This is a genomic window from Novosphingobium sp. BL-52-GroH, from assembly GCF_044813085.1.
In the GTDB taxonomy this organism is placed as follows: Bacteria; Pseudomonadota; Alphaproteobacteria; order Sphingomonadales; family Sphingomonadaceae; genus Novosphingobium.
This window is the reverse complement of record NZ_CP171151.1, coordinates 296,449-315,995: the sequence shown is the minus strand read 5'-3', so window position 1 is coordinate 315,995 and position 19,547 is coordinate 296,449. Positions and strand designations below refer to the sequence as shown.

At 60.7% G+C, this 19,547-nt stretch carries 25 protein-coding genes; 15 read left to right on the top strand and 10 right to left on the bottom strand.

Annotation, left to right across the window (positions count from 1 at the left end):
• Positions 1 to 22: 22 nt before the first annotated feature.
• From ACFFDA_RS11560 to ACFFDA_RS11545, 4 genes are all read right to left on the bottom strand, one after another.
• Positions 23 to 169 carry a hypothetical protein gene (locus tag ACFFDA_RS11560; RefSeq protein ID WP_404478808.1) on the bottom strand — a complete coding sequence of 49 codons (147 nt, stop codon included), beginning with the start codon at positions 167 to 169 and terminating at the stop codon, positions 23 to 25.
• Between the two features lie 8 nt (positions 170 to 177).
• The gene (locus ACFFDA_RS11555; protein WP_404478807.1) at positions 178 to 312 is read right to left on the bottom strand and encodes a hypothetical protein; all 135 of its coding nucleotides are present in this window, start codon (positions 310 to 312) and stop codon (positions 178 to 180) included.
• A 100-nt stretch (positions 313 to 412) separates the two neighbouring features.
• On the bottom strand, positions 413 to 559 hold the full coding sequence (locus ACFFDA_RS11550) for a DUF6771 family protein (protein ID WP_404479245.1): 147 nt from the start codon (positions 557 to 559) through the stop codon (positions 413 to 415).
• 86 nt (positions 560 to 645) lie between these two features.
• Positions 646 to 1,857 (bottom strand): IS256 family transposase, encoded by a 1,212-nt coding sequence (locus tag ACFFDA_RS11545; RefSeq protein WP_404477663.1) that lies wholly within the window; start codon positions 1,855 to 1,857, stop codon positions 646 to 648.
• 489 nt (positions 1,858 to 2,346) lie between these two features.
• Between ACFFDA_RS11545 and ACFFDA_RS11540 the strand changes: the two genes are divergently transcribed.
• Complete coding sequence (locus ACFFDA_RS11540; RefSeq protein WP_404478806.1) at positions 2,347 to 2,637, top strand: hypothetical protein; 291 nt, start codon at positions 2,347 to 2,349, stop codon at positions 2,635 to 2,637.
• Positions 2,638 to 3,326: 689 nt separating this feature from the next.
• Here ACFFDA_RS11540 and ACFFDA_RS11535 read toward each other — a convergent pair.
• Entirely contained in the window at positions 3,327 to 3,509 is a 183-nt protein-coding gene (locus ACFFDA_RS11535; RefSeq protein ID WP_404478805.1) for a hypothetical protein, read from the bottom strand.
• A gap of 65 nt (positions 3,510 to 3,574) precedes the next feature.
• Positions 3,575 to 5,671 carry a catalase gene (locus ACFFDA_RS11530; protein WP_404478804.1) on the bottom strand — a complete coding sequence of 699 codons (2,097 nt, stop codon included), beginning with the start codon at positions 5,669 to 5,671 and terminating at the stop codon, positions 3,575 to 3,577.
• A 411-nt stretch (positions 5,672 to 6,082) separates the two neighbouring features.
• Between ACFFDA_RS11530 and ACFFDA_RS11525 the strand changes: the two genes are divergently transcribed.
• From ACFFDA_RS11525 to gstA, 8 genes are all read left to right on the top strand, one after another.
• A complete protein-coding gene (locus ACFFDA_RS11525) occupies positions 6,083 to 7,183 on the top strand; it encodes a glycosyltransferase (protein ID WP_404478803.1) in 1,101 nt (366 codons plus the stop codon).
• Positions 7,180 to 8,115, top strand: a complete 936-nt coding sequence (locus tag ACFFDA_RS11520) for a glycosyltransferase (RefSeq protein WP_404478802.1) — start codon at positions 7,180 to 7,182, stop codon at positions 8,113 to 8,115. The genes ACFFDA_RS11525 and ACFFDA_RS11520 overlap by 4 nt, the downstream gene beginning before the upstream one ends.
• The gene (locus ACFFDA_RS11515) at positions 8,112 to 9,029 is read left to right on the top strand and encodes a glycosyltransferase (protein WP_404478801.1); all 918 of its coding nucleotides are present in this window, start codon (positions 8,112 to 8,114) and stop codon (positions 9,027 to 9,029) included. The genes ACFFDA_RS11520 and ACFFDA_RS11515 overlap by 4 nt, the downstream gene beginning before the upstream one ends.
• 625 nt (positions 9,030 to 9,654) lie before the next feature.
• Complete coding sequence (locus tag ACFFDA_RS11510; protein WP_404478800.1) at positions 9,655 to 9,960, top strand: hypothetical protein; 306 nt, start codon at positions 9,655 to 9,657, stop codon at positions 9,958 to 9,960.
• A 57-nt stretch (positions 9,961 to 10,017) separates the two neighbouring features.
• Positions 10,018 to 10,242: a hypothetical protein gene (locus ACFFDA_RS11505; RefSeq protein ID WP_404478799.1), complete on the top strand. Its 225-nt coding sequence runs from the start codon at positions 10,018 to 10,020 to the stop codon at positions 10,240 to 10,242.
• A gap of 258 nt (positions 10,243 to 10,500) precedes the next feature.
• Positions 10,501 to 10,797, top strand: a complete 297-nt coding sequence (locus ACFFDA_RS11500; protein WP_404478798.1) for a plasmid stabilization protein — start codon at positions 10,501 to 10,503, stop codon at positions 10,795 to 10,797.
• A gap of 216 nt (positions 10,798 to 11,013) precedes the next feature.
• On the top strand, positions 11,014 to 11,337 hold the full coding sequence (locus ACFFDA_RS11495; protein WP_404478797.1) for a hypothetical protein: 324 nt from the start codon (positions 11,014 to 11,016) through the stop codon (positions 11,335 to 11,337).
• A 20-nt stretch (positions 11,338 to 11,357) separates the two neighbouring features.
• The gene (gene gstA, locus ACFFDA_RS11490; protein WP_404478796.1) at positions 11,358 to 11,951 is read left to right on the top strand and encodes a glutathione transferase GstA; all 594 of its coding nucleotides are present in this window, start codon (positions 11,358 to 11,360) and stop codon (positions 11,949 to 11,951) included.
• On the opposite strand, the gene ACFFDA_RS11485 is transcribed toward gstA, so the two are convergent.
• From ACFFDA_RS11485 to ACFFDA_RS11475, 3 genes are read right to left on the bottom strand one after another with little or no spacing between them, the layout of a single operon-like run.
• Positions 11,888 to 13,357: a dihydrolipoyl dehydrogenase gene (locus ACFFDA_RS11485; RefSeq protein WP_404478795.1), complete on the bottom strand. Its 1,470-nt coding sequence runs from the start codon at positions 13,355 to 13,357 to the stop codon at positions 11,888 to 11,890. The genes gstA and ACFFDA_RS11485 overlap by 64 nt on opposite strands.
• 13 nt (positions 13,358 to 13,370) lie before the next feature.
• On the bottom strand, positions 13,371 to 13,577 hold the full coding sequence (locus tag ACFFDA_RS11480; RefSeq protein WP_404478794.1) for a DUF2945 domain-containing protein: 207 nt from the start codon (positions 13,575 to 13,577) through the stop codon (positions 13,371 to 13,373).
• A gap of 14 nt (positions 13,578 to 13,591) precedes the next feature.
• Entirely contained in the window at positions 13,592 to 14,443 is an 852-nt protein-coding gene (locus ACFFDA_RS11475; protein ID WP_404479244.1) for an SDR family oxidoreductase, read from the bottom strand.
• A gap of 105 nt (positions 14,444 to 14,548) precedes the next feature.
• Here ACFFDA_RS11475 and ACFFDA_RS11470 point away from each other — a divergent pair, with 105 nt between their 5' ends.
• The 5 genes from ACFFDA_RS11470 (at position 14,549) to ACFFDA_RS11450 (ending at position 16,676) form a co-directional block, all read left to right on the top strand.
• Positions 14,549 to 15,157 (top strand): flavodoxin family protein, encoded by a 609-nt coding sequence (locus ACFFDA_RS11470; RefSeq protein ID WP_404478793.1) that lies wholly within the window; start codon positions 14,549 to 14,551, stop codon positions 15,155 to 15,157.
• Positions 15,158 to 15,200: 43 nt separating this feature from the next.
• The gene (locus ACFFDA_RS11465; protein ID WP_404478792.1) at positions 15,201 to 15,776 is read left to right on the top strand and encodes a class I SAM-dependent methyltransferase; all 576 of its coding nucleotides are present in this window, start codon (positions 15,201 to 15,203) and stop codon (positions 15,774 to 15,776) included.
• 82 nt (positions 15,777 to 15,858) lie between these two features.
• Entirely contained in the window at positions 15,859 to 15,999 is a 141-nt protein-coding gene (locus tag ACFFDA_RS11460) for a hypothetical protein (protein ID WP_404478791.1), read from the top strand.
• Complete coding sequence (locus ACFFDA_RS11455; RefSeq protein WP_404478790.1) at positions 15,990 to 16,157, top strand: hypothetical protein; 168 nt, start codon at positions 15,990 to 15,992, stop codon at positions 16,155 to 16,157. Before ACFFDA_RS11460 ends, ACFFDA_RS11455 begins: the two co-directional genes overlap by 10 nt.
• Positions 16,158 to 16,496: 339 nt before the next feature.
• The gene (locus ACFFDA_RS11450; protein WP_404478789.1) at positions 16,497 to 16,676 is read left to right on the top strand and encodes a hypothetical protein; all 180 of its coding nucleotides are present in this window, start codon (positions 16,497 to 16,499) and stop codon (positions 16,674 to 16,676) included.
• Between the two features lie 687 nt (positions 16,677 to 17,363).
• On the opposite strand, the gene ACFFDA_RS11445 is transcribed toward ACFFDA_RS11450, so the two are convergent.
• A complete protein-coding gene (locus tag ACFFDA_RS11445) occupies positions 17,364 to 18,638 on the bottom strand; it encodes a cation:proton antiporter (protein ID WP_404478788.1) in 1,275 nt (424 codons plus the stop codon).
• Between the two features lie 144 nt (positions 18,639 to 18,782).
• Here ACFFDA_RS11445 and ACFFDA_RS11440 point away from each other — a divergent pair, with 144 nt between their 5' ends.
• Entirely contained in the window at positions 18,783 to 19,469 is a 687-nt protein-coding gene (locus ACFFDA_RS11440) for an MgtC/SapB family protein (protein WP_404478787.1), read from the top strand.
• Positions 19,470 to 19,547 lie beyond the last annotated feature (78 nt).

The window sequence follows — 19,547 nt, the reverse complement described above, 5'->3', positions numbered from 1 at the left end:
ACCGCAGGGTCTGTCCTTAACGTCATGGGCGTAAGAGGTGGGCGAAGACGTCTTTTGGCAATTGCCGGGCATGCTCGATTTCTTCGCGGATTGAGCGCATTTCGTCTTTGTACCCGGCTAGGCGGTCCGCACCGAGTTGACCATTGAGTTCGTCGGCGTGTTCGATCAACTCTCCAATCATTTTTCGAACTCGGGCTCGTGTAACTGCAACAGGAGGCGGGCGAAAAGGTCATGTACCGCTAACTGCGCGCCTTCAGCTTTGACGGTTGCACTTTCAAGATCACCCACCCGTTCGCTCAGCGATTTGGGCATACCAGTCTCCCGCAGACCTAAATTCCGATCATTCGGACACATCCCTATACTCAACTCAATTTGGCGTGTTGCCGAAATTGGGCAAAGTTACCCAGCTGGATCACGCCATCTGTTCACTGGAACGAACGTTGGCTTCATCAAGGGCAGCGGCAATCATCGCCGCAAGCGTCTCTTTCGCGCGGCTCCGAATTGCCGCGTCTTTCGCCTCAAGGTCGTGCCGCACCCACTGCGGTGTCCGCTCGATCACCTGCAAGACAATGCGGTCAGCGTTTCATTCATTGGTCGCGTCCGTCAATGTGGTGTAAAATTGGGTGTGGCCAGCGGGCTGCATTTTCAGGCGGCCTTGGGTGTAATCTGTAGCGGCTGGACCTCCTCGATCATTGGTGTGGCAAGGGCGGCCATGCCCTCGATCTGCATGTAGCGGTGCTGGAGCTGGTATTCGTCATTCTGCTCGAGCAGGACAGCGCCGACGAGGCGAATGATGCTATCCTCGTTCGGGAAGATGCCGACAACGTCGGCGCGACGCTTCACCTCCTTGTTCAGGCGCTCCAGCGGGTTGGTCGAATGCAATTTGACCCGGTGCTGCTCGGGGAATGTCATGTAGGCGAGGACGTCGTGCTCGGCGTCGTCCATGCAAGCGCCAAGCTTTGGCCAGCGGGCTCGCAACTGGTCGGCGACCTGGCGCCAGACCTGCGTTGCGGCGGCATGATCGGGCTGGAGAAAGACCTGGCGGATGGCAGCGGCGACCACGGTGTTCTGGCCCTTGGGCACGTAAGCCAGGGCATTGCGCATAAAGTGAACGCGGCAGCGCTGCCAGGTAGCGCTGAACACGCGGGTGATCGCTGCCTTGAGGCCCTCGTGCGCATCGGAGATGACCAGCTTAACGCCGCTCAGGCCGCGCCGGGCGAGGTCCTTGAGGAAGCTCGACCAGAACGGTTCGGCTTCGGAGGGGCCAATGTGCAGGCCGACGATTTCGCGCTTGCCCTCGATGTTGACGGCAACGGCTATTATCGCGGCGACACTGACGATCCGCCCGCCCTCGCGCACCTTGAGGTAGGTGGCATCGAGCCAGAGATAGGGCCACTCACCGGCGAGGGGTCGCTTAAGGAAGGCATGGACGCGTTCGTCGATATCCTTGCACAGCTTGGACACCGAGGACTTGGAGATGCCGGTCATGCCCATCGCCTGCACCAGCTCGTCGACGCGTCGGGTGCTGACGCCGGCAATCCACGCTTCCTGGATCACCGCGACCAGCGCCTTCTCCACGGTCTTCCTCGGCTCCAGAAAGCCGGGAAAGTAGGCGCCGGTCCGCAGCTTGGGAATCTTCAGGTTGAGCGTGCCGAGCCGGGTATCGAGGCTGCGGTCGCGGTAGCCGTTCCGCCAGGTCGTCCGGTCGCCGGAGCGCTCGTGTCGGCTAGCGCCGACGAGGCCGTCGACGTCGGCCTCCATGATGATCTGCAATACGCTCTCGGCGATCGTGCGCAGGAAATCTCCATCTCCGGTCTTCGCCATCAGCTCGGCAAGCGGTAGTCTGTCGTCGGTCATCGGGATCAACTCCTCGGTGGGCGTGTGAAGTGTGGTAACTCCACCTTACCGATGAGCCCGGTGGCCACCGAGATCGAAATCGCATCGGGTGGGGCATGCCCCACCCGATGCGATCACCTCAATCTACACCAGAAATTACACCACGAGCGCGGACGCTAACCATTCATTCGCGTTAATCCCCTTGTCCGTTTCATGCCCCTGATGCCGGCCGACCACAAGATGGTGCTCGCACAACCAAAAAAAAGCCACCACGCGGACCGGCTCTGAAAAGTTTGGGAGAGGATGCCTGAAAGGCGTCTTCGGTCTGCCTACCCTCGTGGAGTAGGGCAAGCGTGGGTGACGCACATTCGAATGCGTCCGATGCGACTGGCCCTGGCGAACAGCCTTGTTTGGCGTAGCTAGGCGATGATAACCCGTTTTCTCCCGCTTTGCGTCGCGCGGGACAGGGCGGCGTCTGCGCTCTGTATAAGGCTTTCCAGGATTTCGCTGTTGGTGGCGGTGGTCGCTTGTGGTCGTCACGCCAACGCTGGCGGAAACGGTGATGCCGAGTTGCCCGATGAGCACCGGCGCACCGCCGACCGTAATCACTCGGCAATTACCGCCGCTTCATGTTCTGTCGTGATGGTCAGCAGAGCAATGAACTCCTCGCCCGGCGGATTCAACCGGTCATTGCAACACCAAGAAATTGGAGATTGCGAACATGGCTGGTCGAAGAGCATCAGAACGCTGCACCCGAGAGAAGTTGCATTCATCCGGGCGTCCATTTGCCTGGTTGCGTGAGCATCATCGTCGCTTCTGGCAGTCCATCGCTTGCGGGCGTACGAGCGAGGAGGCTGCTGCGGATGCTAGCATTTCAACACCGCTCGGACCGCGCTGGTTTCGGAGTTCGGGACGTATGCCGCCAAAACATTTGGCGCCAGCGCTCCTGACCGAGCGCATCAGCCGTCGATATGGCCACCCTGGGCTGGGTCCACTGGTTCAACCATCGCCTCTTCGGCCCCACCGGCTACATTCCTCCCGCCGCGGCCGAGACAAACTACTATGCAGCCATAGAGATCGGATATGGATGCCTGACCCTCAAATCATACTACCTCCGGAAAGCCCGGGACGCTTCAGGGGAACATCCGACGGACGTTTTGTGGCCGGCCTAGCCGACGCCCACAGTAACAACGGATCAGCCTCGGACGCATACTCGGAATTGCGGTATCCGATCCGCGCATCAGAGCTTGATCACCGACGGTTGAAGGTCGGAAGGGTTGTTTACGACGCAGGCGAGGCGACCTGCATGCAATGTATTTTGAAGCCCGGCATGTCGGTGCGCTTGCTTTCACCGCTTTGCGTCAGTTTGAGGAAGTTCCGCGAATCGCCGAAAATGCGGATGAGCTGGATGAGGTCCTGACGATCTGATCCACATTGAACAAACAAAACGCCGCCCCGCGAGGGGCGGCGTTCTGAAACTGGATAGAGCCTTATTCCTTGGCGCCGGTGCCCGGCTCCGTCGTCTTGGGCGCCTTGCCATCTTCGACCCGACCTTCGTTGCGCAGATCGCGGCCTTCCTGGGCCTTCTTCTTCGCTTCGGGGGTGTCGCCGTGTTCGTTAATCTCTTCCTTGACGAAACCGGCAGCTTCCTTGGCTTTGCCTTCAATGCTCATGATGCTCTCCTTCAAATGGAATAACGGTAAAACGCGTGCTGGGGTGACGTGTTCCCGATCAATACCTACGCCAGCATGCGGATCTTTGGTTCGCGCGCCCAAATCCGGGTCGCGGCAGCCTTGATGAAGGTCGCACCAAGGTCAGTTACGCCTTCGTCGAGTTCGACGCCGGCCTTGTCGAGCAACGGTTGTGCTGCTGCCGTATGGCCGATGACCTTGAGATGCCCAAAGGCGTCCATCACGAACTGGACGGCAGCCGCCTCTTTGACAAGCTGCATGCAAGCTTCTTCCGAGAGGATGACGGCAACGGCATCGAATAGCACGGAGGGACCGCCGGCGAGCTGGAAATCGGCTTCCAGCATCGAACCATCGGACATCTTCGCGCCGCCGATCTTGGGTGCGACGATCACCGGTCGGCCCCCGGCATCGCCGATCTGGCTTGTCAGCTCGTCGACAACGCCGGCATCAGAGCCGTCGGCGATGAGGATTGCGATGGTGCGGCCCTCGATAGACTTTGGTGCCCGCGGACCCTCGACGATGCGCAGCGCGGGGGAGGGCTCCATGTCCTTGATCGGCGCAGCCGATGGTGAGGCCGCGGGAACTTCCATGTTGAGCCCGTCCGCAACGCGCTTGGCGAGCGCGGGATCGACGTTGACGAGGTTGGCCATCATTCGCGTGCGAACATGGGCCAAACCGACCTTGCTGAGTTCGAAAACCAGAGCCGAGGCCAGATGTGCCTTCTCCGGCTCGGCAAGGGAACGGAAGAATAGCCTCGCCTGGCTATAATGATCGGCAAAGCTTTCGGCGCGAATGCGAAGCTTGCCGCTTTCCTCGTTGGGCCCCGTTGCAACGGCGATGCTGCGATAGCCGGTGATCGGGCATTCACGCGGCCCGGGTTCATCTCCGGGGCGCGTCTCGGCCCCTTCAGACAGGCCATTGGGCTCGTAGTTCGTGCGCCCCTTCGGGACCGCCATCTGAAATTGGCCGTCGCGCTGGAAATTCATCACCGGGCATTTGGGAGCGTTCACCGGAAGCTGGTGGAAATTGGCCGTGCCAAGCCGCGACTTTTGGGTGTCGAGGTAGGAAAACAGCCGGCCCTGCAACAGCGGATCATTGGTAAAGCCGATTCCGGGCACGATGTTGCCCGGGCAATAAGCTACCTGCTCGGTCTCCGCGAAGAAATTGTCGGGATAGCGATCAAGGACCATGCGGCCGATCACACGCACCGGTAGCATTTCTTCCGGGATGATCTTGGTGGAATCAAGCACGTCGAAATCGAGGCTGTCGGCAAACGCCTTGTCAAAGGCCTGAATGCCCAACTCCCATTCCGGGAAGTCACCCCGATCGATCCGCTCGAACAGATCACGGCGCTGATGATCGGGATCGGCGCCGGCGATCTTTACCGTCTCGTCCCAGATCGTCGACTGAAGGCCGGCCTTGGGCTTCCAGTGGAATTTCACGAAGGTCACGTCCCCTGCTTCGTTTTCCATCTGGAAAGTGTGGATGCCAAAGCCCTCCATCGTGGCGAATGAGGCCGGGAGGGTGCGATCGCTCATCGCCCACATGATCATGTGGGTCGATTCGGGCATCAGGCTGATGAAGTCCCAGAAGGTATCATGAGCCGTCGCCGCCTGGGGATAACCGGTCTGGGCTTCCATCTTGGCGGCATGGATCAAATCGGGAAATTTGATCGCGTCCTGGATAAAGAAGACCGGGATGTTGTTGCCGACCAGATCCCAATTACCCTCTGTGGTGTAGAACTTGACCGCGAAGCCCCGCACGTCGCGCGGGGTATCGACCGAACCTGCGCCGCCTGCGACCGTCGAGAAGCGTGTAAAGACTGGAGTCTTGGTTCCCTTCCCAAAGACCGCCGCCTTGCAGATGGCGGAGATGTCGTCGGTCGCTTCGAAATAGCCATGGGCAGCTGAGCCACGGGCATGGACGATTCGTTCCGGGATGCGTTCATGGTCGAAATGGAAAATCTTTTCACGCAGAACGAAATCCTCCAGCAAGACCGGGCCGCGCCCGCCTGCCTTGAGCTGGTTCTGGTTATCGGAAATCCGGATGCCTTGGTTAGTCGTTAAGACATTATCATCGCTCGCTTGCTGATGTGTTTCCCCGCCGTTTCCCGCCGTGTTTTCCATTACGTTCTTACTGGCCATGTCAGTCCCTTTCGCGCTGATCGTGATATGGTTCACTCGCAACGCATCAGGAGGAAAAAAGTCGGCACTTCAAAAATCAACGTCCGAGAGATTCCGTGATCGCCTACCCGTAGGTTAGCGACAAAAAATGGTATTCGAAAATAGCAGGATACCTAATCAAACCAGTTGGCCAACTATAATCTTCATATAGTCAAAAATTGCTCCCTGCTGTTGTCAGCCGGATGTAAATTGGCCTTTTGGGATAATATGATTTTCCGCTATCGGAATCGAAAATTTGGAATCACTATACTGATCGAAGTTAAGCTGCGTTCGTTGCAGAAAAACCGGACGCATCCGGGAAATAATACCTAACATAGACGTTAAAGGCTTGATGGTTGCGAACCATACGCATCGTCGCTGGGAGCCCATTGAATGCGCGTTGCCATAATAGCCCATTTGAAGTTCCCAATAAGCGAGCCGTTTGCAGGCGGGCTGGAGATGCACACTCACTTGCTCGCGCGGTCGCTGCGCAAACGAGGACATGACGTCACGCTTTTCGCTTCGACGCGTTCCGATCCCGCGCTAGGGGTGGAAGCGATCTGCGATGAGACTTCGCTCCTCGAAACAGGCATTGCCGAAGCTAACGATGTTGCCTTCTTCCGCGAACACCATGCTTATCTCGGGCTGATGACCGAATTGCGGTCGCGATCGTTTGACGTGATCCACAACAATTCGCTGCACTATCTCCCCGTCAGCATGGCCGAGACGCTTGCCGCCCCCGTCCTAACGACCCTCCATACCCCGCCCTTTTGCTGGTTGGAAAGCGGGGTCCGGCTCAACCGCGGACCGATGACCTATGTCGCCGTATCCCAGGCGACGGCCGACATGTGGGCCCACGTGGCCAAGACCGATCATGTAATTTCGAACGGCATCGATCTCACTCATTTCCCGTACCAGCCTGTCGCGGGCGAAACGCCGTATTTGGTATGGTATGGCCGGATCGTCCCCGAAAAGGGACTGGACTATGCGATCGATGCGGCGCGGCTTGCAGATTTGCCGCTGCGTATCGCCGGCCCGGTCTTAAACCAGAATTATTTCGAAGAGGCGATTGCACCGCGCCTGGATGCGAACGTCGAGTATGTCGGGCATCTGTCCCACCGCGAGCTCGCCCGCCTGGTGGGAGGGGCCATCGCCGCGCTTTGCACGCCGCGATGGGAAGAACCCTATGGTCTGGTCGTGGCCGAAGCCTTGGCTTGCGGTACACCTGTCGCGGCATTCCGACGCGGCGGGGTGCCTGCGCTTTTGAATGAAGATTGCGGCGTTCTTGCAGAGCCAGACGATGTTGCATCCCTGGCATCGGCGGCACTGGCGGCTTCAGTGCTGAGCCGCAGTGCCTGCCGGGCTCATGCAGAACGATATTGCGACGCGCAGCGCATGGTCGATGAGTATGAAGCCGTGTACAGCCAGCTCGCGCTTGCTTCGGATGTAGCCCACGAGCCGCAGACTGCGCCGCTTATTGCCAGAGTCGCATGAGGCGACCAGTCTGCGTCTGCATACCGGCTCGTAACGAGGCGGAGCATATCGGTCGCCTGATCGAAGCCCTAGCCCGGCAAACCGTTCAGAGCTTTGCTGTCGCGATATGCGTCAACAACAGTGGCGACTTTACCCATGCAAAAGCAGTTGAGGTCACGCTTCGCTCCAAGGCGGGGTTTGAGCTTCACATCGTTCAGCGCGTGTTCGAGCCCGAACTTGCCCACGCCGGATCTGCCCGCCGCGCGGCGATGGAGATGGGGGCTGATCTTCTGACGCCCGACGGCCTATTGCTTTCTACGGATGCGGATTGCCGACCACCCGCCGATTGGATCGAGGCCAATCTGGCACATTTTTCTCCTGAGCGAATCATTGGCGGTCGCATCGAACTGGACGAGCGGGAAGCGGACATGGCACCGGCAATCTTCACTTTGCGCCGCCGGTTCGATGCCTATTGGCAGGCCGTGCGGGCGATCGAGGATATGATCGATCCGGTCGCATGGGATATCCCGCCGCGACACGGCGATCATACGGGGGCGAGCCTTGCGCTGCCCGTCGACCTTTATCGCCGAGCGGGCGGCGTTCCGCTCTTGGCGACCGGCGAGGATCGTGCCCTGGTCGAGGCTGCGATCAAAGTGGGAGGCAAGCTGGTCCACCCGAACGCGGTTTGGACCCGGGCATCTTCACGAACAGCAGGACGTGCCAGTGGCGGCATGGCGGCCGACATGCAGCGGTGGATCGACCACGCCGCAAGCGGTGAAATTCCTATGGTCCCTGCTTTCTCCCATTGGGAGGAGCGCGCACGCTGGCGGCTTCGGACGAGGGCTAAGGTGGGCGTAGCGTCGTGTCTGGAAGCAGAGCATGCCCTTCCCCCCATGCCCTGCGACATACCCCTTCCCGGCATGGCGGGAGCCGAGATGGCAGCCGTCCAATGAACCGCCCCATCGGATATTACGTCCATCATCACGGCGACGGCCATCGCCAGCGTGCGATCGCGATCGGTCAATCGCTGGACAATGTCATGCTCATGGGGAGCGGGCTTGCCGGCAGAACCCGAAACCTCCCCTTCCTTAATTTACCTGACGATCGTCTGGACGACAGCTTCGCCGGCATCGATTCTGTCGGCCGTCCCTCATCCCTGCATTATGCGCCGCTGGATCATGAAGGCCTCCGCCAGCGTACTGCGCAAATGACAGGCTGGATCGCCGAGGCGCGTCCGCGCCTGATGGTGGTGGATGTCTCGGTCGAGGTGGCGATGCTGGCGCGACTTGCATCGGTGCCAACCGTCTATGTTCGGTTGAGCGGAAGTCGCCTTGATGCTGCCCATTTGGACGCCTTTCGCGGAGCTACCGCTCTGCTCGCCCCTTTCCACGATGCGCTTGACGATGACGAAACCCCAGGGTGGGTGCGCGAGAAGACCTTCTACGCACCGGGCATCGTCCGATCTGTCAGCCAGAATATCAGCGTGAAGGATGACGTTGTACTGGTCGTTCTGGGGCGCGGGGGCGGCATTTCCAATGGAGAGCACTGGGCAATGGCAGCTCGCGCAGCGCCCGCATCGCAATGGCGCATCATCGGTCCCTGCACCGTGCCCGCCGACATGCCAGCCAATCTGCAATTGCGGGGGTGGGTCGATGATGCGGACGCGCAGATTGCTGCGGCCGGGGTCGTCATTGGCGCTGCAGGCGTTGGCGTCGTCAGCGCAGTTCTGTCGGCGCGCCGCCCCTTCATCTGCCTGCCCGAACCCCGTCCGTTCGACGAACAGGCATCGAAGGCCAACAGGCTGGCGGCTGTAAGCGGCACAATCGTGCGGCATGCTGGCCCCAGCCTCACGAGTGGCCTCGCCTGATCGCTCTATCGATCGAGCAAAACCAGCAATGGCCCGCTTGCCTTGAAAGTGAAAGCGGACCGGAACGGGTCGCGCATTGGCTTAATGAGCTTGGTGTCCCGGCAGTCTCAAACAGGAGACATATCGCGTGATCCCTGACCTTCTCGACCGGGCCGCTGACCCGACTAACATCGTCGAACGCCTTGCAATGCTTGGCGCGCGCTATGACGCCGCACCCAATTTTCCCAGTGAGAGCCTAGCAGCGCTGACCGAGAGCGGCCATCCAAGGACTGGGCCGAGGCGAATCTGAAGCGATAAAGAGGAGGGGGACGCCTAGTGCCGCAATGGTCAGCATCAGCAGCTCACACGTGACGGACCTCTTTCCACATAAAGACGATTGCCGCACTGCTGCGCTCTACAACGTCGCGCATCATATCGCTACTGGCACCAAAAACCGCGAAGTCCTGAACGCCGAGGCTTCGGCCTGTTCGGCGGCACAAACGCTGAGGGTCGCTGGACCCAGCGCGACAGCTTCGAGTTGCTCGAGCAGGGATTGTCCCGGCACGCGCTCACTCTCCCACGGCCTGCCGCCACGGCAGCGATCCCCTCCCTTTCGGCAATTATGAACGCTCTGCCGACGCGGACGGTGCGTAGTGAAGACCAGATCCGCTACCAGCAGTTCTCGACCCCGCTCGATCTCGCCGGGCTCGTCGTGCTGTTCGCTCAGGTCGAGCCGACCGACGTCGAGCTCAAACCAAGCGCGGGCAATGGAAGCCTTGTCGCGCTTCCGGACGTCAAGTCGCGGTGCCTCAACGAACTCGATCCCAAGCGCTGCGAGGCCCGCCAGGTGCTCTTCCCTACCGCTACCATCGGCCTTACCGTTCCCACGGCCGTTCGAGATGCGGATCGCCAGCATCGCCTCCCAAGGCTACGGGGTAGCAGCAAGACATGACGCTCTGCGCCGCAGAGTATCCAAAACCGACGAACTTGTCGCGCAGCACATGACACGGTGGTTTCTGCCCCAGCGACGCGCCGCCAGCGCACCATCACGCCCGCGCGCCGGCCAAGGCCGAAATTGCCCCGACGCGACCCTCGAGAAGCCTCGATCGTCACGGCTCGCGAGGGAATCGGGGCGCTGATCGAGACTGGAGACCTCGATCACGACGAACTCACCGAGTGCTGGGTCGAGCAGTGGACGGCCGACATCTATGCCGATCGACGACAGGCAGCGTGAGAAAGGGAAGGGGGAGGACAGGATCCGGCACGTCTTGCTGCGCGAGTGCCGATGTCGAGAGGAGCGCGAGAAGAAGACAAGGTCACCGCATGATCTGGTGCCTGTTCTTACATTCGCCCGCTAATTTTGCGAACGAGCGATCGCCATTGAAGTTTCTGGGAACCAGAGGCTTTTCACAGTGATGCAGAGCATTGCTGGAAGCCATTTCCGGAATGCCGCGTTGTCCTGGTTCGGGGGCCACGAACAAGGAGATGGACCATGCCCCGCGGCGACAAGTCGAGCTATACCGATAAGCAGAAGCGCAAGGCCGAACATATCGAAGAAGGCTATGAGGACCGCGGTGTCGGCAAAGAGGAGGCCGAGCGCCGCGCCTGGGCTACTGTGAACAAGGAGTCGGGCGGCGGCAAGAAATCGGGCTCGGGTCGCGGCAAGACGGAAGACCACGCGTCGTCGCGGACGGGCGGCCGCAAGGGCGGTTCCAGCCAGAGCGCCGAGAAGCGATCGGCAGCGGCGAAGAAGGGCTGGGAGACGCGCCGGATGAAGGGCAATGGCTAGGTCATCCTGACGCTATCGCGCTGCTGGCCCGGGCCCCTCGCACAGTCGGAACTAAAACATTGGTGTCGAGCCGAAGCCGGTGCGCCCGCCGCTGGAACGGGCGCTCACCATCTTTCGGCGCGGCGGCGACACCGCTCGGGCGTGTGAACGGCACGATGCAGGGAACGCTATCGCCGCGTCGCGATTATCCGATCAAGTGAAGGAGAGGTGATCCGGATGGCCGACAAGACGTTCACACCCACGCTCAAAATGGCCTCGGCGGCGCGCCGTAGCCTCAGGTTGCGCGAGAAATTCGACTGTGGTGGGACTCAGGTCGGAGTCGACCGTGCCCATCAGCTTGCCGAGCGCTCCGACCTGTCCATGGCGGCCGTAAAGGCGATGCACAGCTTCTTCGCCCGCCACGCGGTCGACCAGGACACCAAGGCCCACAGGTGGAATTCGGACAGTCACCCCTCCGCTTGGTTCATCGCCTGGCAGTTGTGGGGTGGGGACGCGGGCAAGGCGTGGACCGACCGCAAGGCTAAGTCGATCGAGACCTGAAGAAAGACGAGAGGAACGCTATGAAGCTCTATTATTCGCCGGGCGCCTGCAGCCTCGCCGACCATATCGCGCTGATCGAAAGCGGGCTTCCCTTCGAGACCGAAAAGGTCGACCTCAAGGCCAAGGCCACCGAAAGCGACAAGAGCTACACCGACATCAATCCCAAGGGCTATGTGCCGGCGCTGGGTCTCGATGATGGCGGCGTGCTGACCGAGAATATCGCGATCCTGAGTTACATCGCCGATAGGGCGGGTCAGCTTGTCCCGACGGGCGGTATGGCCAAGTTCCGCACGCTTGAGGCGCTGGCCTATATTTCGAGCGAGTTGCACAAAGGCTTCAAGCCGTTCTTCACGCCCGATGCGTCCGATGACGACAAAGCCAAGGCGAAGGATGCACTCGGCGAGCGCTTCTCCCTTTTCGAAGAGGTGCTGGCCGGCCAGAATTTCGTGTTGGGCAATAGCTTCACTATCGCAGACTCTTATCTGTTCGTCATGCTGTTCTGGGCCAAGACCAAGGCAGACGTCCCTGTCCCCGCCAGGCTGACCGCCTTTTATGACCGACTCATGGCGCGCGACAGCGTTCGTAAGGCATTGGCAGACGAAGGTATCTCCTGAGGCTCAGGCGCCCGGCATGAGCCCGTCACGATCGGGGGGGTCTTGCCGACCGCCTTGCAAATGTCGCGCAGAGCCGGTTGCAGGCCTTCCTCGTAGGTCGGATGATAAAATGGCATGGCGAGCATTTGGGCGGCAGTCATGCCGTTCTGGATGGCGAGCGCCAGCAGGTGCGCGCTGTGTTCGATTGCCGGCCCGACCATGGTCGCGGCGAGTAGCTTGCCGTCCTTCGTCTCGGCATGGATCGTCACGCAGCCCCCGTTGACCGCGAACATTTTGGCCCAACCTTGGTCTGCATAGGAGGCTAAGCCGCGGACCGTCGAGGGAGACTCGGGCAGCTTACCAACCTGCGCCATCGCCGGCGACGTGAACATGATCGAGAGCGGCACCATCCGCTCGGCTTTCTCGACCTTGGGAAATCGCGCGGCGTTGCGTCCAGCGATAGCGCCTTCGGCCTGGGCCTCGTGCAGAACTGGCCGCTCATGATCAGCGTCGCCCGCCATGAAGATCGGAGCGTCGCCGACCTGCATGGTGGTTGGATCGACATTCGGCGCGTCATGATCGTCAAGCTCGAGTCCGGTCTTTTCAAAATCCAGATTTCCCAGGGCCGGCGGGCGGCCGGCTGCGGCGAGGATATGCTCGAAGGTCGCGCTGCCCTTGGTTGCGCCGGTCCAACTGAGCGCCACCGCCTTGCCATCGGTCTTTGCCGCCAACCCGACCCCCAGATGGATCGGAAATTCTCGCTTGAGTGCGCCCTGCAGTACCTTCGCGACCGCGTCATCGTCGAGCCCCGCCAAAGTCTCTTCCTCGTCAAACACCGCGACTTCCACACCGAGCCGAGCTAGTGCCTGCGCCAGTTCCAGGCCGAGCGGACCAGCGCCGACCACGCCGACTGAGTGCGGCAGGTCGTCGAGATCGAACAAGGTTTCGCTGGTCAGGACCGCGTGGGCGACATCATCCAGAAAATCCGGGATCGAAGGGCGCGCGCCGGTGGCGATAACGACGGCCTGGGTCGTGATTGTCGTCCCGTCTTCTAGGACCAGCGCGCTTTCGCTTTTGAACCGCGCATGGCTTTTTCGCGCTACGCCTTCGGGCAATGCATCAAACTGCTTCCTGAAGCCTTCGACGAACTCGGCTCGCATCGCCTTCAGCCGCTTCATCACCGCGACACCGTCGACCTGGGGATCGGACTTTACGCCGAAGACGCTTGCCTGTCGCGCATTATGCGCGGCGTTGCCGGCGGCGATCAGCAGCTTCGACGGCATGCAGCCGACGGTGGTACAGGTCGTGCCAGCGAATAGCGGGTCGATCAACAGTGTACTCGCGCCCTGCACCCGCGCGGCGCGCTCGGCGGCGAGCCCGGCGGTGCCCGCGCCGATGATGGCGACGTCGCAACCGAGGTCGTTCATGCCTGTCATGCGATCAGGACTTGCGCGACGCGCCGGGCTTGTGCGCGGCGCGCCTTCCCTCGTTGGTCTCGATCAAATATTCCGGATTGTCTTTTGAGGCGGCGACCTTGTGGCCGTTGATGTTGGTTGGGATGGTCAGCTTTCGCACCACCTTGCCATGGGCGGCGCCGCCATGGCTCTTCCAGCTGACATCATCGCCCTTCTTGAGATTTTTGGTCATTCTCGCGTCCTCGATCAGCCGTTGACGATGATTCCGCCATTGGGATGGAGCACCTGTCCCGACATGTAGCTCGCGTCGTCGCATGCGAGGAATAGGAAGGCGGGCGCAACTTCGTTGGGTTGGCCAGGCCGCCCCATTGGCGTGCTCTCGCCGAAATGCTCTAGCTTCTCCGGACTCGCTCCGCCGCAGGGGTTGAGCGGCGTCCAGATCGGTCCCGGCGCTACGGCGTTGACCCGTATGCCGTCGCCGACGAGGTTTTCGCTGAGCGAACGGGTGAAGGCGGTGATCGCGCCCTTGGTCGAGCTATAGTCGAGCAATTCCTTGCTGCCCTGGTACATGGTGACGCTGGTGCAATTGATGATGGCTGCACCGGCCTTCAGATGCGGTCTTGCCGCCTGCACCAGGAAGAACATCCCAAAGATGTTGGTCTGGAACGTCCGGCGCAGTTGCTTTTCGCTGATGTCGGTTATGTCCTCGTCGGGATGCTGCTCGCCGGCATTGTTGACGACGATGTCGATCTTCCCGAACGCGTCAACGGTCTGTTGCACGACCGTGTCCGCAAAGGCGCGCTCGCCGATATCGCCGCGGATCGTGATCGCCTTGCGGCCTTCGGCCTCGACGATGCGCTTTGTCTCCGCAGCATCGTCATCCTCGAGCAGATAGACGATGGCGATATCCGCGCCTTCGCGCGCGAAAAGCGCGGCGACCGCACGACCGATGCCGCTATCAGCACCGGTCACGATCGCGACCTTGTCTTTCAGGCGATCGGAAGAGCGGTATCGCGGCTGCCATTCGGGCTTAGGCTCGAGTTTGCTCTCATGCCCCGGCAGTGCGTCCTCGTGGATTCTATCGGTGATCTCGACCATCATGAAATCTCCTTTCCATCAAAGAACCCTTGTCGCCGCAAAGAGTTCTCATCGTGATGAACGGATGATCGCGTGCGAGCGGCAGCCGGAACGAAGGAGACGACGATGCCGCTCAAGGCCCTTGCGCTCAACTGCACCCTCAAGGCCGATGCCGCCGAGACGAGTTCGACCGATGCGATGATCGCGGTCTTGGCGAAATCGTTTGCGGAGAAGTCAGTCACGCTCACTGAGACCGTTCGCGTCGCCGCGCTCGACATCAAGGCAGGGGTCACGTCGGACGAGGGTGATGGCGACGACTGGCCGGCGCTGCGCAACAAGATCCTCGAGCACGACATCCTGATCTTTGGCGGCCCGATATGGATGGGCCAGATATCGAGCGTGGCCAAACGAGTGCTCGAGCGGATGGATGCGTTTCTGAGCGAGACGGACGAAGCCGGGCGCATGCCGAGCTACGGCAAGGTCGCGGTAGCGGCGATCGTCGGTAACGAAGATGGCGCCCACTTCTCCTCGGCCCAGCTTTTCCAGGCGCTGAACGACGTAGGCTGGACGATCCCGGCGGTCGCCGCCTGCTATTGGGTCGGCGAGGCGATGGGCTCGACAGATTTCAAGGACCTCGACCGGACGCCCGACAAAGTCATCGAGACCGCCAGCATGGTCGCGGCGAACGCAGCGCATCTGACAAAACTGCTCAAGGCCGCGCCCTATCCAGGGTGAGGGAGTGAGCGGACACAGCGAGACAGGGAGCCGCGGGGCATCGATGAAGAACACGGGATTCGTCGCCGTCACCGAATTCATCCGCCATCCCTCAATGGTCGGCTCGGCATTCCCCGCAACAGCGCGGATGGTGCGCCGTATGCTTGCACCGCTCGATTGGTCCGCGTTCGATGTCGTCGTCGAGTACGGCCCCGGTAGCGGCCGGTTCACCTTCGAGATGCTGCGCCGCATGCGACCCGATGCCCGGCTGGTCGCGATCGAAACCGGCGAGGCCTTTGTCCAGCAATTGCGCGCGCAGTGCGACGACCCGCGGCTCGAGGTGGTCCACGGCTCGGCGGCAGAGGTTAATCACCATCTCGGTAGCCTCGCCATTCCGCATGCGGACTGCATCCTGACTGGCCTGCCATTCTCGACGCTAGACGCTCCCGAGGCCGATGCAATCATGCGCGAGACCGCGTCGGCACTGGCGCCGGGCGGATTGCTTGCGGCCTATCAGATGCGCACTGCCGTTCGGCCGCTGATCGATCGCTATTTCGCTGCCGTGCGCCACGGCTATGAATGGTGGAACCTTCCGCCTTGCCATCTCTACTGGGCCAAGGGTCCGCACCGCGGCGGTTGAGTCTCGTAAAGGGTCGAGGGCAACGCAACCAGCCCGGGCGCCCTGCCTTCACAGCCCCACAATCTGACGGAAAGACCGGCGCATGAGCTATCGCGGCGTCGCCTCGATGTTAGCCGCTTCAACGGTCGTGATGTTCGCGCTGAGGTACCTCAACACCTATGTCGCGTCGCATATGCTCTTTAGCCAGACCCGGTTGTGGTTGGCGCTGCGGCGATGGCGGTGATCATTCTCGGCTTCATGTGGGCCATGTACAAGAATCGCCGCGCAAACGCCGCGATCCTGGTCGCCGGCGTGGTAGCGTTCATCGGCTCGCTGTGGCTGGTGCGCAGCCAGGAGACGGTCGACGCCGTCGCCTGGCCTCGTCGACGACCGCATCATTAATGCTCAGATCCGCGAGATCGCCGAGGCGCCCCGACGCCTACTGGTGAAACCGACGTGCAGACCGGCGTCGATACGCGCTGGCCGATCGAGTAACGTTGGATCTCAGGGGAGGCTCGCCCGGCGTTCGTACAGGGACGCGGTGGCGCGATCAGGATACAGGCGATCGGCAACCGTAGTGGCCAGGGCGGCGTCGCCAAATCTTCCAGCAGGCCCGGTGCTTGCGGCTGATCGCGTCGCTGTCGATCCGTTTTGCCCAGTACGACCCGCTCTTTTCTTGTTGCAGGAACCACCGGCAAGGGGAAGGATTTATGAAAGCAGATGATATGAAGGAGAGTTGAGATGAGCATCGAAGGCAAAGCTAAGGAAGCCGCTGGTTACATCAAGGAAGAGTTGAACGAACACGGCAAGACTTCCGAAGCCCAGAAGAAGGCGCAGGAAGGCCGGAATCTGCGTAACGAGGGCCGCGTCGAAGATGGCAAGGCTCCAAAGACCACGCCGGTTGGCAGCGGCGCGGACTGATCGCACAATCTATCCCAAGAATGCGCCGCTTGCCAGCGGCGCATTTTAGTTGTTCTTGCGGGCACGCAAGGAGCGACCGATTTAGACAATTGCGCGATGAGGTCGGAGCCGTTGTGATAATGATTGGCGCGATGATGAATGCTGCCAATCTGAGCGCCTGCATCCCGGAATGCCGTTTTCCGCTGCTGATAAAGGGGCAGGCTTGAACCATTTTGCAATGGTCAGTGGGCGGTTTGTGGCGGATATTGCCGTTGGAGACCGGCGAACGACGCATTCTGGTCGGCTTCGGTAGGCGGTAGCTCGGACGAAGCCGCCATCAGAGAGGCTCCCCTGAACGATAGCGATCGCTAGGTCCGACCGTTCATGAGCCGATCTATCGTCTTGCCGCCAGCGCGCAGGTCGGCCGGATTGCCGACAGGTCGCCTCGGGCCGGCCCCAGGGAGGTGATGGCAGGCGATAGGCCCCTATGAGGATGAGGGCGAGGTGCTGACCATACAGATCAGCTTGACCTAGCATCATCCAGCGCCGAGCTTCGTCAGCGTAATAAAGTCAACCTGATGGTCGCGATAGCCGGCATGACCGACGACCGCACTCTATGTTGCCCGGTGCCTCAAAGCGGCTGCCGGGTGTGCGGTTCGAGCAGAAGTTTACGTATATTGGCACTTACGAAGCCTGGCCCTGTTACAATCATACCGCGTCGTCCGCGTCCGGATCGCGTCCATGCTGTCGGTCTAGCATCCGCATGGCTGGTGTCACCGTAAGGCCGTGCAGCAGGATCGACAGCAGCGCAACCAAGCCCGTAATCGCCCATAGTCGTGCGCCATCATCGATTTCTAGATGATTGAGGCCGTAAGCGAGGTAGTAGAACGATCCCACCCCGCGAATCCCGAAGAACGCGACCGTTCTCTTTTCTGCCTGACTTGCCCCAAACCCCAAGAGCGCAATCATGCCGCCGACCGGTCGAACGACCAGCAGGATCGCTACAGCCGCCGCCACGTCCACCCATTGCAACGGCTCAAGCAAGCCACTTACCAACGCGCCGCCAAACAGTAGGAGCAGCACCATCATCGCGAGCCGCTCAACCTGTTCGGTCAGGTCATGCATTTGCCGGTTGAACTCATGGTCCCGGTGCGATCGACGCAGCGTCAGCGCGGTTACGAACACTGCCAGGAAGCCATAACAGTGCAAAAGCTCGGTGACACCGTAGGATACGAAAGTCGCGGAGATCGCGATCAATCCGTCGCCTGTCTTGGATAATCTCGAGTCCGCGGAAACGTGGAAAGTAAGCCATCCGAACAATCTGCCGATCAGCCAGCCGCCAAGTACGCCGGCGGAAATTTCCCACAGAACGTTGTGCAACAGCCATTGTTTCGCCCATGGCTCTCCCGTCGTCGTCGCGAGCCCAAGCGCTATGGCGAGATGCACGAATGGAAACGCGAATCCGTCGTTCAGTCCCGCTTCGGATGTAAGTCCGAAGCGCACCTCGTCTTCTTCGCCCGTTTTGGGCGGACCCACCTGGACGTCCGAAGCAAGGACAGGATCGGTGGGTGCCAGGCTAGCGGCCAATAGCAATGCCGCCACCCATGACAGGCCGAGCCACAACCCGCCGATGGCAGTGATCGCCAAGATGCCTAAGGGCATTGTGATGGCCAACAGCCGCCAGGTGATATTCCACTTTGCCCAACTGAAGGGTCGGTCCAGCTTCAGTCCAGCACCCATCAACGCGATGATCACGATAAGCTCGGTGAAGCGCTCGGTTACCTCTGGATAGGTGAGCGGCAAGGGCCGCAGTGTGACCGCCGGCACGGAGAATATCGATACCCCGATGCCGATGCACACGATGGGCAGCGACAAAGGGAGCCGCTTGAGGGCCAGAGGGAGCCAAGCGACCAGCGCTATCAAAAGCCCAGCGCTAGTTAATATGAGGATATACGGGTCAGGTGCCGAAGTGACTTGCTGCATTAAGTGCCAACGATGCAGGCGTGTTAACGGCTGCACAGAGCGAAGCGAAACGTTGATTATCGCCAGATATGCCTGACCGCCAACGCCATAGCTGAGTTCGCTTGCATGCGGAACTATTTGACGGCCTATTAGCTTATGTGCCGGATGAATATATTCAATCCGGACCTTGCCTTTCCAGTTCTGGGCGCGGCTATTGCTGGCGGGCTGATCGGCGCCGAGCGGGAATATCGCGCAAGCCCGGCGGGATTTCGCACTCACATATTGGTCAGCCTGTCCTGCGCGCTCCTCATGCTTGCGGCCGTCCATCAGGTGCGGTGGCTGAGCGACACTCCGAGCGAGATCATAAGGATCGATCCCGTCCGCATGGCGCATGGCGTCCTGACCGGCATCGGGTTCCTATGCGGCGGTGTAATCTTCCGCGAAGGCTTTGGCGTTCGCGGCCTGACTACCGCCGCGTCCCTGTGGATGACCGCGTCGCTTGGCATATTATTTGGTGTCGGCTTCTACGCGCTGGCAATTGGCGGGGCGGTGGCCACGGTAAGTGTCTTGGCGGCCGTGCGTGCATCTGAGGCCATCTTACCCCAGCGCCGTTACGCAAATGTGAAGATCCGCTTCCTGCGGTCGGCATTGATATCGCAGCAGGACTTTCGAGAACGCCTGTCGAGTGCCGGTCTGAGGGTCGCAGCCGTTCAGCAGCGAATGGAGAGCGACTGCGTCGAATTTAGCGCCACGGTCAGCGGCGACAGCGAGGAGATCATGGCCCTGCTTACGTTAGAGCTGCGCTCCGACAGCGCGGTTACAGGATATGATTACATCCCGCACGACGTATAAATCAAAAGTAGCCAGACGGTGAAGCCCGCGTGTAGGACACCGTCTCAGTTTAGATTGAGGGGGAAAGGGTGCGGCCGA

Excerpts from the sequence above, each read along its gene's own strand:
- ACFFDA_RS11555 (WP_404478807.1), bottom strand. The coding sequence starts at position 312 with ATGCCCAAATCGCTGAGCGAACGGGTGGGTGATCTTGAAAGTGCAACC.
- ACFFDA_RS11545 (WP_404477663.1), bottom strand. The coding sequence starts at position 1,857 with ATGACCGACGACAGACTACCGCTTGCCGAGCTGATGGCGAAGACCGGA.
- ACFFDA_RS11535 (WP_404478805.1), bottom strand. The coding sequence starts at position 3,509 with ATGAGCATTGAAGGCAAAGCCAAGGAAGCTGCCGGTTTCGTCAAGGAA.
- ACFFDA_RS11530 (WP_404478804.1), bottom strand. The coding sequence starts at position 5,671 with ATGGCCAGTAAGAACGTAATGGAAAACACGGCGGGAAACGGCGGGGAA.
- ACFFDA_RS11525 (WP_404478803.1), top strand. The coding sequence starts at position 6,083 with ATGCGCGTTGCCATAATAGCCCATTTGAAGTTCCCAATAAGCGAGCCG.
- ACFFDA_RS11520 (WP_404478802.1), top strand. The coding sequence starts at position 7,180 with ATGAGGCGACCAGTCTGCGTCTGCATACCGGCTCGTAACGAGGCGGAG.
- ACFFDA_RS11515 (WP_404478801.1), top strand. The coding sequence starts at position 8,112 with ATGAACCGCCCCATCGGATATTACGTCCATCATCACGGCGACGGCCAT.
- ACFFDA_RS11500 (WP_404478798.1), top strand. The coding sequence starts at position 10,501 with ATGCCCCGCGGCGACAAGTCGAGCTATACCGATAAGCAGAAGCGCAAG.
- ACFFDA_RS11495 (WP_404478797.1), top strand. The coding sequence starts at position 11,014 with ATGGCCGACAAGACGTTCACACCCACGCTCAAAATGGCCTCGGCGGCG.
- gstA (WP_404478796.1), top strand. The coding sequence starts at position 11,358 with ATGAAGCTCTATTATTCGCCGGGCGCCTGCAGCCTCGCCGACCATATC.
- ACFFDA_RS11485 (WP_404478795.1), bottom strand. The coding sequence starts at position 13,357 with ATGAACGACCTCGGTTGCGACGTCGCCATCATCGGCGCGGGCACCGCC.
- ACFFDA_RS11480 (WP_404478794.1), bottom strand. The coding sequence starts at position 13,577 with ATGACCAAAAATCTCAAGAAGGGCGATGATGTCAGCTGGAAGAGCCAT.
- ACFFDA_RS11475 (WP_404479244.1), bottom strand. The coding sequence starts at position 14,443 with ATGGTCGAGATCACCGATAGAATCCACGAGGACGCACTGCCGGGGCAT.
- ACFFDA_RS11470 (WP_404478793.1), top strand. The coding sequence starts at position 14,549 with ATGCCGCTCAAGGCCCTTGCGCTCAACTGCACCCTCAAGGCCGATGCC.
- ACFFDA_RS11465 (WP_404478792.1), top strand. The coding sequence starts at position 15,201 with ATGAAGAACACGGGATTCGTCGCCGTCACCGAATTCATCCGCCATCCC.
- ACFFDA_RS11460 (WP_404478791.1), top strand. The coding sequence starts at position 15,859 with ATGAGCTATCGCGGCGTCGCCTCGATGTTAGCCGCTTCAACGGTCGTG.
- ACFFDA_RS11455 (WP_404478790.1), top strand. The coding sequence starts at position 15,990 with ATGGCGGTGATCATTCTCGGCTTCATGTGGGCCATGTACAAGAATCGC.
- ACFFDA_RS11450 (WP_404478789.1), top strand. The coding sequence starts at position 16,497 with ATGAGCATCGAAGGCAAAGCTAAGGAAGCCGCTGGTTACATCAAGGAA.
- ACFFDA_RS11445 (WP_404478788.1), bottom strand. The coding sequence starts at position 18,638 with ATGCAGCAAGTCACTTCGGCACCTGACCCGTATATCCTCATATTAACT.
- ACFFDA_RS11440 (WP_404478787.1), top strand. The coding sequence starts at position 18,783 with ATGAATATATTCAATCCGGACCTTGCCTTTCCAGTTCTGGGCGCGGCT.